This window comes from Streptomyces populi (assembly GCF_002911015.1).
Classification (GTDB): domain Bacteria; phylum Actinomycetota; class Actinomycetes; order Streptomycetales; family Streptomycetaceae; genus Streptomyces; species Streptomyces populi.
In genome coordinates, this window is record NZ_KZ626852.1 from 64,891 (window position 1) to 77,497 (window position 12,607).

Here is a 12,607-nt window from a genome sequence, read left to right on the forward strand (position 1 = left end):
TGCCTCTCTCGAAGGTCACTTGGCATCCCCTTCGGCCTGATCGCGCCGCGCCGGGTGGAACAGCGCGAAGACGAATGACGTGTCCGGAAGCGACGGGTCGGACAGCTTCCGGTACTCGTCCGCCAGTGCCCCCAGCCGCGCCCCCAGCTCCGCGAACTGCTCATCGGTGAGCCGCAGATGCGCCATGCCCACGTGTCGCTCGGCATCCGCCGGCGCCGCCTCCAGGTCCGCCACCGCGTGCCGCATCAGCACGTCCGGCTGCCCCGCTCCCGGATCCGGCAGCACGATCGCCTGTGCGGCCATCGCGTAGTACCGCTCGGTGACCCCCCGCACCTTCCGCGTCCGCACCACCTTCACCAGGCCGGCCCGCTCGAGCAGTCGCACGTGATAGCTGGAGCTCCCCTTCGCGAGGCCCACCCGCTCGGCGATCTGCGTGATCGTCGCCGGCTCGAAGCGGAGCACGGCCATGATCCGGTGACGGGTGAGGTTGGAGACGGCGCGCAGTTGTTCGGCGGTGGTGACGTGAAACGTCTCGGGAAGATCATCGGTAGGCATGCGCTCAATGGTCAACGATTCTTGACCATTAGGCAAGGGGGTTCGCCCGGTTGCCCGGAATCCGCTGTCCGGCACCGGTCGGACGGGGCTGTGACCGCGACGCACGCGGCAAGTGGCCCCGGAGGGCCTGGGGAGGGCCCGGGGAGGGCCTGGGGAGGGCCCGGGAGGGCGCGGCGAGGGCGCGAACGGGCGTGCTGCAGCGCACTCTTCCGACGGCGGGCGCCCCGGCGCTGGTCGGAGACGCCCCCCGTTCCGGTGCGACCCGGCCGATCGGCGCCCTGGGCCGCTCCACCGCCGCTAGCATCCCGAGACCGCGCAACCTTGGGGAATTCATGACGAACGATCTGCCGCCGATGCCCGACGTCCCGCCCGCCGTCGCGTCGAAGCCGTCCGCGACGAGGCGCCGCAACCTGATCGTGGCCGTCGCCGTCGCGGGTGCCCTCGCCGTCGGCGGAATCATTTACTGGGCCGGCCGGCCGTCGTACAACGACATCGTCAAGGGGTGTCAGAGAGCCCTCGTCGCCCAGTACGAGGCCGATGGGAGGGGTAAACCGTCCGCCTGCGACGGCGTGAAGGGCGACGACTACGACGCCCTCGTCCTCGGTGCGGCCATGGGTGACCTCGGCTGGCTCGACGACGACGGTGACTTCGACAAGGACAAGATGCTCGAAGGCCTCCTCGGCGAGCCGTAGCCCACCCGGTGACGCCGACGCCCCGGCGTCACGGTCCTGCCGCGGCCCGCCGGCTCCTGCCGTGACGGGAGCCGCGGTGTGCGGCACGTGTGTCGCGGCCGGTCCGCGCCCGTCCGGTCGCCCACGTGGGCCTCCAGGCCGGCCCGCCACCGGGACTCCGCCGCGCGGACGGGGTCGGTGATCAGGGCCGTCCTGGTGGGCACGTAGTCGGTGGCCACGGCCGTGGAGCCGCCGAGTTCCTCGGCGACGGTGCGGATGGTGATGACGTGCACCCCGTCGCGGGCGGCGACCGCGAGGGTCGCCCGGGCGATTGCCTTGCGGCGCTGGACTTCGTCGACGCCGATCGGCATGGAGGAGACCTGGCTCGGAGGCGGGTTGACGCAGAACACCATGTGACGCGGCCGGAACGGCGGTGGTCAGGTCGCCACGGGCGCGGGCGCGGGCACGGAATTCGGTGGCCGGGGCGCCGCGTCGGCTCCACGATGGGCGCATGGATCGACTGCGGCACAGCGCTTGGCGATACGTGGCGGAGGCGCTCCCGCCCGAAGAACTCCCGATGCTCGCCGCTCATGCGCTCGTCGACGGGCGTGATTCCCCTGCTCTGCGCGAGCTGGCCGGACTGCCGCGCAGAGGAGACGGGGACGAGATCCGCGCCCTGTACGTCCAGGCCCTGAAGGAACTCGGCATACCGCTTCCCGACGAGGAGACGGCGGGCCGATGCCTCCTCGTGAGTCTCGCGTTCGGCCTCGAAGAGGGCGAGCTGACCCCCATGGACGTGGTCGCCCGTCTGTCGACGACGGTCGCGTCCGACACCCGGGAGGAAACACGGTTCCTCTCCGTCGCGGCGGACTACAGCGAATGGATCGGCCCCGACGAACTCCCTGGATGGGAACGCGATCTGAGAGCCGCCGCCCGCTCACTGACCGCTTCCACCGACCTGGGCGCCTCCATCGGAGTACCGAGTCCGCGGCGCGCCTGACCTGCCCGCCCGAATCCGCCCCGTGCCCCTGACGGCACCGGCCTCGACGTGTCGTGCGCGGGCTCGTCAGGAGACCTCCGCGAGCGTCTTCGCCGGGCGGGAGGAGCGGACGCCGGCCACGAGCCGGTTGCGGTTGCGCTGCTGACGCGCGGGGGAGAGCGCGCGCGGACGGGGCATCGGGCCGTTGACGTCGCTGTCCAGACGAACGATGCGCGCCTGGTCGATCGTCAGCGGAGCGGTGCGGGCCTCGGCGGCCCGCTCGCGGCGTGCCTGGCCCTGGGCGGCCAGCAATTCGACCCAGTCAGGGCCGAGCCGGTCCGCGATGCGCTTCCGCAGCTGGGTCCGCTCCCTGGGGGTGGTGGCCGCCCAGATGCCGACTCGGGCCGCCGACTCGTTGACCAGCGCCCACAGCAGGCATCCGGCTGCGACGGGACAGCGGGCGCACTCCTTGCGCGCCAGTTCCAGGCGCCGCTCCGCCGCTTCGTCGGTGCGGTCACCGTTCGCGCAATCGAATGCCTGAGGTATCAGCCGGCACCGGGTCGGCTCGGAGGTGTGAGGAAAGCGGAAGCGCGGGTCGGCGCCGGTGCGCTCGGTCGTTCTCGTGGCTGCGGGACGGCTCATGGCTGGACCTCCGTGAGAAGCGCTTCGGGGCGGAGCGGTTGGGGCAGGACCGCTTGAGGCCGGGCGGGCGAGAGCACCGCGGTCCGAACCGGCGACCGCGGGCACGGGCACGGGCAACAGCGGACCGCGGTTGTTGTTCAGAACGAGACAGGAGGCGCCGGAGGTACGCTCACCGGCCGAACGCGCTGTCGCCGGCCCGCTCTTCGTCGCGTGCAGGCCCGGGAAGGGGTGTCATGGGGGTACTGGCGGAGCTCGAGGAACGGCTCGCGGTGATCGATGCGTGCCTCGAGCCCATCGCGACGAGGCCGGTGGACCTCGGCGACCCCCATTGGGCGCGGAAGGCGCGGGAGGGCCCGCGTCCGATGGACGAGGCGGGGATCCGGCCGGAGGCCGAGGCGGCACTGGAGGACGTGCTCTCCCTCTACGAGGAGGGCGACGACGACGTACGGGTCGCCTTGCGCGCGCTCCTGGCGCGGTGCCACTCGTTCCGCTGGGCCACGAGGCTGCCCCTCGAACTCTCGCCCCGAGGTCTCCGGCAGCGGCTGCTCCAGATCTCGGTCGAGGACCAGGGCCACGACGCACGGGACATGATGGCCGACCTGAACGATCTGTGCGGGCGGGCGTGGGACGCCGGAGTCGACATCCGGCCCCTGCTGCTCGACGTGGCCGAACTCTCCAGCGGAGCCGACAGGTACGGGACGGGTTCCACGCGGGACATCCTGCTCAGGGCGGCCCGGAGGGAACCCGGCGGGCCTCGGTGAGCGCGAGCGCCACAGGGGCGGGCGTCGACGTCACGGCCGAGCGCTCTCCCGCGGACGGCGAAGGCTTCCGGTTCCCGCCCCGCGCGGTGGTCACCCACGGCCTCTCCTGGCGCACGGGGCGCGGGCACGGTCGCCGTCGGCCGGACCATCGCCCCGTGCGATCCCCGCGGCGGGCGGGACGGCGCCCACCGGCTCGGGCACCGCCGAACGAACGGTTCCAGCGGACCTCGAGCCCGGGGCGGGCCCGCCGGGGCGTCCGGCACGCCGGTGCGGAACGGGAGCGAGGGACGAAAGGCGGGTCCCCGGCTTTTCGGCGTGCCGCGGCGCGGACCGCCCGGGCGGTCCGGAGGACGGGCGGTCAGTCCTCGTACAGGCCGACGCCCTCGCCGGCCGCCGCGCGCATCAGGACGTCGGCCAGCTCCACCGGGGTGGAGAGCATCGGGTAGTGGCCGGTGGCCAGTTCGAAGAAGGTGACGGCGGGGTCGGCGAGCTTGGCGAACCGCGGCAGGCCGGTGCCGTGCAGCGTGCGGGCGAACTCCAGGCTGAGGCCGTTGGCGAGGCAGAACACCCCGGTGGTCGGGAGCTTGAGCCAGGCGCCGGTCAGCTCGATCGGCTCGGTGACGGTCCGGACCGGCTGCGGGGTGGCCAGACGGTGGTAGCGCTCCAGCTCCGACGGCGGGACGGCGTGCACCGCCGGGATCTCCTCGGGCACCGGGACGAGGCCGTCGAGGGCGTGGTCCGGCAGGCCGAGCTGTGGCATCTGCGCCGCCACCGACTCACCCGGCTCCGGGAAGCCGGTGTCCACGAACACCACCCGGGCGACCTGCCCGGGGTGCCGGTCGGCCGCCGCGAGGGCGGGGAAGATGCCGTAGCTGTGCGCCACCAGCACGATCCCAGGGCCCTCCGTGTCGAGCAGCTCCGCCACGGCGTCGGTGTGCTCGCGCAGCCCGACGCCGACGGGGTCCTCCTCCGCCCGCTCGGCCATGCCGGGCAAGGTGACCGGAAGTGCCCGATGCCCTTGCGCGGTCAGTTCGGCGGCCACCGCCTCCCAGGCCCAGCCACCCATGAAAAGCCCCGGGACCAGCAGAAACGTCGTCATGACAGACCTCTTTCGAAGCAGCGCGTGTGGTCGGTCAGGACGGTAGGACTTCCCCCTGGGGGAGATTCCAGCCGTTCCCGGCGTGCGGGCCCGGCAGGATCCGCCGGACCACTTCCTGCCCGGACCTCCCCGTCACGGCCGGGTCAGGCTGCGAGGGCTTCGTCGAGGCCGGGGTAGCAGGGGAGGACGGTATCGACGCCGACTCTTTGCAGGGTGCGCCGTACGGAGGCGGGAACGCCGGCCAGGCGCAGCCAGCCCTCGGCCCGGGTGAGGTCGCGGTGCGTGGCGAGAAAGGTGTTGATGCCACTGGAGTCCATGAAGGACACGTGCCGCATGTCGACGATCACGCAGGGGCGGCCGACGAGCCGGCCGGGATCCAGGGCCTGGACGAGGGGCCCGACGCTGGCGTGGTCGATCGCACCGGAGACGGTCACCACGACGATGCCGTCGGAGGCGGTGGAGACGACCTCCAACGGGTGCGGCCGGTACGTTTTCTCGCTCTCCACGACGACTTCCCCAGCATCTTCGACGACGGATACGACCTGGTGTTCCGCCCTGGCCGATGCCCGGCACCGTCAGGGCCGACGGTTGCGCGAGGCCCTGCCGACCCGGCGTGATGCCGCCTCGCGGCCGGGCCGGTCCCGCTGCGCGGGCGATTCCCCTCAAGCGGGCTCGGGCACACACCGTGACGGGAAGCGGGCGCGCCGTGCGTCGTCACCGGGCGGTGTTCCCGGCTCCGGCGAGGGCGTGGTGACGGGCCCGCGATGACGCGGTTGCGCGCACCGCGCCCGTAGGGGGCGAGAACAGCTCCCGAACCCCCACGAGATCGAGCAGTCTGCCGACCGCGGGGCCGGCGGCCCGGATGGTGACGGTCTTGCCCTGGCTCAAGGCACGGTGCCGGAGTTCCAGCATCACGTTCAGACCGGCGCAGTCACAGAAGGCGAGCCCGCTCAGGTCCAGCTCGAGACCGCTGGACGAGGCGGCGAGGGCTTTGCCCAGACGATCTCGGACCTGGTGCCCCGAGGCGAGATCGAGTTCACCGCGCACCGTCACCAGGGTCGGGTTGCTGCTCGGTGTGGACGACACGGATGTCCGGCCGGACGGGAGCGGCCCCGCGGCACCGCCTTTGCCGGGGCGGGGGAGGTTCGGCGCCGTGAGGGGCTGGGCCCGGTGCGAGGGTTGCTTCATGGCTCACTCCCACATGCGTTCGCGTGCTCCACTCCAACGTTCCCCCAGGAGGGCAACATACGTCAACTGATACGTGAACGGTAGTACGTGTTTTTGGATGCGCGCATGTCTGCTCAGTAGACTCGGGGCATGGATGGGGTACCCGAGTCACACAACGGATGGACGTTCCTGACGAACCACGCTCGCGTCCTCGCGGCCATCGCGGACAACCAGAGCGCGCGCGTCCGCGACATCGCCGCCCGGTGCCGGCTGACCGAGCGGGCGGTGCAGAAGATCATCGCGGACCTGGAGCAGGCCGGTTACCTCTCACACATCCGACAGGGACGCGGCAACAGCTACCAGATCGACCCCGGCAAAGTCCTGCGTCATCCGACCGAAGCGGGTCAGGGTCTGACGGTGGCCTCGCTCCTCTCGCTCCTCATCCAGGACGAAGCCCATCGTGCGGCGCTGTCCGTCGAGCCCACGCACGCATCCGGATGACGGCTGACGGCGGTTGAGTCCACACCCGCGGGCAAGGACTGCCCGGATCGGCGGACGGAGAAGGCGGGGGTGCCGGGGAAGTGCGCGCCGGCCCATGTCCGTCGGCGTGGCCGACCGGGCCGACGACCCGCAAGGGCGCTCCCTCCGCGACCCGGGTGTCCGCCCCCGTCCCGCCCCGCCGCCCGCCGGGTCCGCACCGTCATGAAGACGTCGGACGACCGTCGCGGTGGAGGCGTCGACGGCCCGCGCGGGAACGTCCGGTGACGCGTCCGCGGCCGAAGCCGGCGAAAGCGGACCCCGAGGCTGTGGAACCAATGAGGGCCCAGGCACACTCTGCGTGTTGTAGCCCTGATCGAGAGGACGGCCCGGACATGATCACGCTCACCAAGGAAGACGGCCCTGCGGACCTGGACGGAGTGACCCATCTGTCCATCGGTGTGTCCTGGGACCCCACGGCCGGCAGCAGTGGTGGAGTGCTGGGCAAACTGCGCCGCAAGACGGGCACCGATCTGGACCTGATCGCCATCGCCATGCAGGGCCGGGACCCGGTACGCCTCGCGGGTCTCGACTCGCTCGACCCCATGGGCAACGGCTCGTTGGTCCACAGTGGTGACAACCAGACCGGACACGGGGACGGCGACGACGAGACGGTGACCGTCGAGTTCGCCCGGATCCCGCCCCACATCACGTCGATCGTGTTCGTCGCCGCCGCGTACAAGAAGGGCAGCGCCTTCGAGAAGGCGCGCAACATCAGCTTCAAGGTGTACGACGCGACCGGTGGGAGTTCTCAGCAGGTCGCCGACATATGGCCCAGCCTGCTCACCCAGGACAACGGCTGCGCCGTGGCGAAGGCGATGCGGGTCGGCGCGGCCTGGAAGCTCGAAGTCATCAATACGACGGGGAAGATCAAGCAGGGGGACGAGCACGCCCTGATGCGCTTCGCCGTCAGCAAGTAGTCCGTCGACGGAGCGGTGGCCGCCGAGCCGGCCGACGCCCTCGCGAACGCTCCGTCGTCCCGCTTCTCCCCGCCGCGGTCGGCCCGCGTGCTGCCCGTCGAGCGGCGCACGCGGGAGAGGGGCGGCCACGAGCCCGACGGCGGGCCGGGCACGATCATGATCACGGGAAAGCCGGGCCGAAGGAGATGTCTGTGGGGGAGAAGCTTTTCGTCGCCGTGGTCCTCGCCGGCGTGGTCCAGCCGCTCCTGCACCGGATACGGAAGCGGTGGCACGGGAGGCGCGTCTCCCGGACCGTCGAGGCACTGAACCGCGGAGGAACCGCCCGCGTCGATTGCGCCGCACGATTCCGCAACTCCGGCGGGGGACGGCACCGCGCTCGCCTGACGGTGAAGGCCGAAGGCGTCTTCCTGTCCACCAAGGACGGCACGGTGGCGGAGCTGCGGATCGGGACTCCGCACAGCGATGTCGAAGTCGTCGCCGAGCTGTCGATGCTGGTGTGCGACGTGGCCGGGCGACAGCTCGAGATTCTGCTTCCGGCCGAGGAGGACCACCTCTTCAAGGCGCTGGAGGCCAGGCTCCTGGACCGCGGCGACGGACTCCCCACCGCCGCCGGTGCCGCCCCAGGACCCCTTTCGGGCTCATCGCCCACGCACCGCGGGAGCTGAGCCGGAACCCGGCCCACCCGCCCGGCGCCGCCCCTTCTACGTCACGTCTGCTTCCTTCGTTCCGGGTGCGGGCCGGGCGCCGACCGGTGCCGTGGTGCGCGTGGTGCGGCCGGTCATGGCGAGCACGGCTGCCGCGGCCAGGCCGAACGTACCGGCGGCGAGGAGCTGCACCCGGTAGTCGAGGCCGGCCACCATTCCCGTGCCCAGGAGCAGGGCGAGTCCGGTGGGCGCGTACATCAAGGTGTTGGCCGTCGCCGCGACCCGGCCGAGCAACTCGGACGGGGTGTGCCTCTGGACGGCCGTCAGCGCCGCGATGAGCGGACAGGGCAGGCCCAGGCCGAGTGCCAGGCTGCCGCCGAGCACGACGGGTGTCCAGGGGGTCGCCCGTGCCAGCACGCCGACGGCGAAGAGGGCGAGGCCGGCCGCCGGGAAGGCGCGCCCGGGCCACCGGCGCATCAGCGTACCGGCCGCCAGTCCGCTGACGACCGATCCGAGGCCCTGGAGCGAGGTGAGCACGCCGGCGAAGGCCGGGGACCGGTGCAGCCCGGCGTCGAGCATCGCGTACGTGGCCGTGCTGTTGAGGCCGCCCAGCACCATGGCCGTCCCGCTGGTGACGACGAGCGGGCGCAGTACCGGGTGCCGCCGCAGGTAGCGGGCTCCTTCGGCGGTCTCGGTGGTCCACGACCGCCTGATGCGGGCCGCGGGCGGGTCTTCCTGTACCCGGATCAGCCTGAAGGCGACCGCTGCCAGGACGAAGGTGGCCGCGTCCAGCAGCGCCACCGTCGGCCCGCCGAAGGCGGCGAACAGGCCCGCACCGGCCAGCGGAGCGAGCAGCTTCATGCTCTCGATGGCGGTGAGCACCAGGCCGTTGAAGTCGCCGCGCAGTTCGTCCGGCACGGCGGTCGCCACCAGGGCCGTCTCGGCCGCGTCCGTGAGCACCATGCCCGTGCCGACCAGGGTCAGCACGGCGAACAGCAGCCAGACCTGTTCCCGCGAGCGCACCACGAGCGGTGCGGTCATGACGGCGGCCAGGGTCAGATTGGTGGCGACCAGAAGCGGGCGGCGGCGCACCCGGTCCGCCACGGTGCCGACCACCGGCCCCGCGAACGTCGGCAGCCAGATGCAGAAGCCCACGAGCGCGGCGAGGCTGCTGGAACCGGTGAGCGTCTTGACCCAGATTCCGGCGGCCAGCGACATGGCCGAGTCACCGAAACCGGAGACGATCACTCCGCCCAGATAGAGACCCGCGTTGCGGTCCCGGAAGACCTTCGACGTGTTCCAGCCCATGTCCGCCCCCTCGTCGTGCGTGGCTGCACAACCTACCCCCAATCATTTGATTGGCGGTAGCGGGCCCATGGTGCCGACGTGCGCTTTACTGGCTTGCGTGACCGATACCGATCCCGTGCTGCGCGCGCTCGCCCATCCCGTGCGACTGCGGATGCTCAGCCTCATGTGGCCGGGGCCGATGTCGGCCGCCGAGCTCTCCCGCGAGTTGGACATCTCCCACGCGCTGGCCAGCCAGCACCTGCGGCGCCTGGACGCGGTGGGCCTGGTCGAGCTGGCGGAGGAACGCACGCGCCGCGGTGGCAGGGAACGCCGCTACCGCACCGTCCAGGGCACACCGCTGTCCGACCAGCGCGAGGGGACCCCGATGCTGGCCGAGACCATGGCGCACACCCTCCGGGAACGTGCCAGGCGGCGCGTGGAGGGCGGCGAGGGCGTCACCGTCGACGCGGAACTGTGGGTGGACCCCCGGATCTGGCGGAACGTCCGGGAACGGCTCGTGGAACTCGCCGACGAGCTCCACGAAGCGGCCCGGCCGCCGCACACACCGGGCACCACCCCCCTGGGCGTCAGCATGATGGCCTTCCCGCTGCAGGACGCGACACACCCACAGGAGTGATCCGCGGGGCGGCACCGATTCCGGCCGGGCGGGAACCCCGAGGATTCACGAGGTCTCGTTCTGAGAGGATCCAGGCGTGTTCGACTTCGGGATCGAGAACTACCGGCCCCAATGGCTGAACGGTCACTCCGAGGTCGTGGTGGCCCACGGCCTGAGACTGCGCGCCCTCGTCGGCCGCCCGTTGACCCGTGCCTGGCTGGTCTGGGACGTCCAGGACGACGAGTGGTTCTCCGACTGCCCCGTCCTGCTCGACTTCACCGGAGAACAGGTCGAGATCAACCACCAGAAGTTCGACGACCTCTCGATCACCTGGAACACGGTCGACCCCCGTCGGCCGGTTCAGTGGTCCGACTTCGATCTCCAGTGGCGTCACGACGCGCATCCCGAGCTGGACGTCCTGCGGGGCCAGGTCCTTCAGGACGTCCAGCTCTTCGAATGGACCGGGAGTGACATGGCCCGAGGAACGATCGCCGTCAACTTCGGTTTCTCCCACGGCCAAGTGACCGTCTTCAACACCCTCGACGAGAACGGGTTGACGTTCGGACCACCCGATCCGCTCTACTGGCGTCACCTCCTGGTCTGAAGCACTCCGAACCGGGCGTCCTCACGCCCCTTGCCGAAGTCCTGGAGCGGATTCCGGTCAGCGGGTCACGATCTACGGCTGGAGTGCCGGTTCCGACAGCGGTCCGGCGGAGCGAGCCGGTCGTCACGCGGCGCCCGGGAGGTTTCCGGACGCTGGGGGCTCCACGGGCCGTCACCGGACGGTTGCTTCGTCCTTCGAGGACACCGACACCTGATCAGAAGTGCCGATGGCGGTGAAGCCGTGCCCGTCCATGGCGCCGTCCGGTTCTCATGGTCCGGTTGCGGCGGCCGCCTTCCGCAGGGCTGCCGTCGCGCCGTGGGTGACCGGGTCGCCGTGCCCGACGACCGCCGTTTCGACCGTCAGTTCGGCGAGCCGGCGCAGCGACTCGACGGCTCGGACGCGGTCGGTGTTGAAAACGCCCATCATGGTCCGGCCGACGTTGGCGACCGCGTCTCCGGTGAACAGCACCTTCGGCCCGGGCAGATGGAGCGCGATCGATCCGTCCGTGTGCCCGGGCACCGCGACCACCACGGCCCCGCCGCCGAAATCCAGCACGTCGCCGTCCTCCACCTCCCGGTCCACCCGGCAGGGCGGGGCCGCGGGCAGAGGTGGAAGCGCCGCTCTGATCGCCACCTCGAACTCCTCCAGCACCGGCGGTGCCCCGGCCGTCCGCCCCCGGATCACCGGAGCCTCCAGCCGATGGGCCACCACCTCCGCCCCGTGCCGTGCGGCGAGTTCGGCGGCCGAGCCCGTGTGGTCCTCGTGCCAGTGCGTCAGCACGATCCGGCGTAATCCGCCGTCCAGCGCTTCCTCGATCTCTGCCGCGCGGTCCGCCGTGCCGGTGTCGATCAGGGTCAGTTCGGAGCCGTCCCGCCACAGATAGGCCGAACCCACCGGGAAGCGGAGCATGCGCAGTCTCGGCAGTACTTCGATCACGTCCATGTCCTCAGCCTGTCGTGTTGGGCTCTCCGGCCGCGCCTTCGTTCGCTGACGGCTCACCGGTGCCGTGACCGGGAAGGTCCACCGGGTCGGCGCCGGCCGAGTGGCGGCTGCGGGACGGCGTCGACGCGGTGCGCTGTCAGTGGGCGTTGGTTCCGGCTTCGGCCGGCGGGACCGGGTGCCGGCTCGTGCGGGCGGACGAGGCACGGGTCCGCATCGACGGCCCGGCCCACGTGCCCGCCGACCGTCCATCACACTTGAACGTGTTCAAAAAAGCTGGGAGACTGGGCTGCGACCAGGGCAGGAGGGGCCAGTTGTGGTGAGTACGCTGCTGACGCCGTGTGGGCGGGCTCGACAGGCCGTGGCCGGCGGCCACGACGCGTGCGGAGGAACGGAGCCGACGCGGATTCTCGATCGGGGACATCCGAGGGTCCGGTCCGTCGTGCGGAGCATCGGCAGGGCGGACCGGGAAGGGGAGGGGCCCGCGGCGAAAGTGGCGGCCCTCCGCCGCGCGCACCGATGGATCTCCGCAGAGGTTCGCCCCGTGTACTCGGTCCAGGAGGCGCGACCGGTGTCCCAGGTTCTGCGACTCGGCCGCGGTTCCTGCAGCCAGCGGATGGCCGTACTGGAAGCGGTCGCGCGGGCGTGGGGCGTTCCCTCCCGGGTGCGTGGCCTGGTCGTGGACGGCACGTTCTGGTACCCGCGCTTCCCCCGGATGCGTCGGCTCATCCCCGACCAAGTGGTGCTGGCCTGGCCGGAGTTCCGCATCGAGGGGCTGTCGAGGGACGATCACACGGCCGCACCCTGGCTGCCGGTGTCCGAGCTCTTCGGCGGTGCTCGCGAGCCGCGTGGACGGATCGGCGGCGGCTTCACGAACGCAGGTCCGGAGACACTCTTCGAGGCGCTGTCCAGGACGAGCGTCGACTGGGACGGGGTCGCGGTCTGCCCCGCGTCGGACGGTTCGTGCGATCTCTCGGCGTACCTGCTCGCGGATCTCGGGCGCTTCGACTCCCGGGACGAGCTTTTCGCCCGGTACGGCCAGACCCTGTGCGGCCCGGCGAGACTCCTGGCCGAGCCCGTCCTGGGCCGACGAGCCGCCGGACTCTAGCGCTCTGACGGGGGAAGGCCCGCCGGTCTACGAGATCGGCCCGGCCTGTCCGGCCCCTCGACGGCCGGGAGGCCACCC

At 71.7% G+C, this 12,607-nt stretch carries 16 protein-coding genes; 9 read left to right on the forward strand and 7 right to left on the reverse strand.

Features of this window, described 5'->3' with window-relative positions:
• Positions 1-15 precede the first annotated feature (15 nt).
• Positions 16-555, reverse strand: a complete 540-nt coding sequence (locus CW362_RS09675; protein WP_103548970.1) for an ArsR/SmtB family transcription factor — start codon at positions 553-555, stop codon at positions 16-18.
• 332 nt (positions 556-887) lie between these two features.
• Here CW362_RS09675 and CW362_RS09685 point away from each other — a divergent pair, with 332 nt between their 5' ends.
• Positions 888-1,247, forward strand: a complete 360-nt coding sequence (locus CW362_RS09685) for a hypothetical protein (protein WP_103548971.1) — start codon at positions 888-890, stop codon at positions 1,245-1,247.
• 490 nt (positions 1,248-1,737) lie between these two features.
• A complete protein-coding gene (locus CW362_RS09690) occupies positions 1,738-2,226 on the forward strand; it encodes a hypothetical protein (protein ID WP_162684023.1) in 489 nt (162 codons plus the stop codon).
• A gap of 66 nt (positions 2,227-2,292) precedes the next feature.
• Here the strand turns inward: CW362_RS09690 and CW362_RS09695 are convergent, their stop codons facing one another.
• A complete protein-coding gene (locus CW362_RS09695; protein ID WP_103548973.1) occupies positions 2,293-2,847 on the reverse strand; it encodes a WhiB family transcriptional regulator in 555 nt (184 codons plus the stop codon).
• A gap of 233 nt (positions 2,848-3,080) precedes the next feature.
• Between CW362_RS09695 and CW362_RS09700 the strand changes: the two genes are divergently transcribed.
• A complete protein-coding gene (locus CW362_RS09700) occupies positions 3,081-3,608 on the forward strand; it encodes a hypothetical protein (protein ID WP_103548974.1) in 528 nt (175 codons plus the stop codon).
• 358 nt (positions 3,609-3,966) lie between these two features.
• Here the strand turns inward: CW362_RS09700 and CW362_RS09705 are convergent, their stop codons facing one another.
• From CW362_RS09705 to CW362_RS09715, 3 genes are all read right to left on the reverse strand, one after another.
• Positions 3,967-4,707 carry an alpha/beta fold hydrolase gene (locus CW362_RS09705; protein WP_103548975.1) on the reverse strand — a complete coding sequence of 247 codons (741 nt, stop codon included), beginning with the start codon at positions 4,705-4,707 and terminating at the stop codon, positions 3,967-3,969.
• Between the two features lie 143 nt (positions 4,708-4,850).
• Positions 4,851-5,213 (reverse strand): STAS domain-containing protein, encoded by a 363-nt coding sequence (locus tag CW362_RS09710; protein ID WP_103548976.1) that lies wholly within the window; start codon positions 5,211-5,213, stop codon positions 4,851-4,853.
• Positions 5,214-5,421: 208 nt separating this feature from the next.
• Positions 5,422-5,895, reverse strand: coding sequence for an STAS domain-containing protein (locus CW362_RS09715; RefSeq protein WP_103548977.1), 474 nt, complete (start codon positions 5,893-5,895; stop codon positions 5,422-5,424).
• 129 nt (positions 5,896-6,024) lie between these two features.
• Here CW362_RS09715 and CW362_RS09720 point away from each other — a divergent pair, with 129 nt between their 5' ends.
• The 3 genes from CW362_RS09720 (at position 6,025) to CW362_RS09730 (ending at position 7,996) form a co-directional block, all read left to right on the forward strand.
• Positions 6,025-6,375 (forward strand): helix-turn-helix transcriptional regulator, encoded by a 351-nt coding sequence (locus tag CW362_RS09720; protein WP_103548978.1) that lies wholly within the window; start codon positions 6,025-6,027, stop codon positions 6,373-6,375.
• 371 nt (positions 6,376-6,746) lie between these two features.
• Entirely contained in the window at positions 6,747-7,331 is a 585-nt protein-coding gene (locus CW362_RS09725) for a TerD family protein (protein ID WP_103548979.1), read from the forward strand.
• A 191-nt stretch (positions 7,332-7,522) separates the two neighbouring features.
• Positions 7,523-7,996, forward strand: coding sequence for a hypothetical protein (locus tag CW362_RS09730; RefSeq protein WP_103548980.1), 474 nt, complete (start codon positions 7,523-7,525; stop codon positions 7,994-7,996).
• A 36-nt stretch (positions 7,997-8,032) separates the two neighbouring features.
• On the opposite strand, the gene CW362_RS09735 is transcribed toward CW362_RS09730, so the two are convergent.
• The gene (locus tag CW362_RS09735) at positions 8,033-9,283 is read right to left on the reverse strand and encodes an MFS transporter (protein WP_103548981.1); all 1,251 of its coding nucleotides are present in this window, start codon (positions 9,281-9,283) and stop codon (positions 8,033-8,035) included.
• 97 nt (positions 9,284-9,380) lie between these two features.
• Between CW362_RS09735 and CW362_RS09740 the strand changes: the two genes are divergently transcribed.
• Positions 9,381-9,899 (forward strand): ArsR/SmtB family transcription factor, encoded by a 519-nt coding sequence (locus CW362_RS09740; RefSeq protein WP_206300911.1) that lies wholly within the window; start codon positions 9,381-9,383, stop codon positions 9,897-9,899.
• Positions 9,900-9,975: 76 nt separating this feature from the next.
• Positions 9,976-10,482, forward strand: a complete 507-nt coding sequence (locus CW362_RS09745) for a hypothetical protein (protein ID WP_103548983.1) — start codon at positions 9,976-9,978, stop codon at positions 10,480-10,482.
• A 267-nt stretch (positions 10,483-10,749) separates the two neighbouring features.
• Here the strand turns inward: CW362_RS09745 and CW362_RS09750 are convergent, their stop codons facing one another.
• Complete coding sequence (locus CW362_RS09750; protein ID WP_103548984.1) at positions 10,750-11,424, reverse strand: MBL fold metallo-hydrolase; 675 nt, start codon at positions 11,422-11,424, stop codon at positions 10,750-10,752.
• A gap of 439 nt (positions 11,425-11,863) precedes the next feature.
• Between CW362_RS09750 and CW362_RS09755 the strand changes: the two genes are divergently transcribed.
• Positions 11,864-12,529, forward strand: a complete 666-nt coding sequence (locus CW362_RS09755; protein WP_420856866.1) for a transglutaminase domain-containing protein — start codon at positions 11,864-11,866, stop codon at positions 12,527-12,529.
• Positions 12,530-12,607 lie beyond the last annotated feature (78 nt).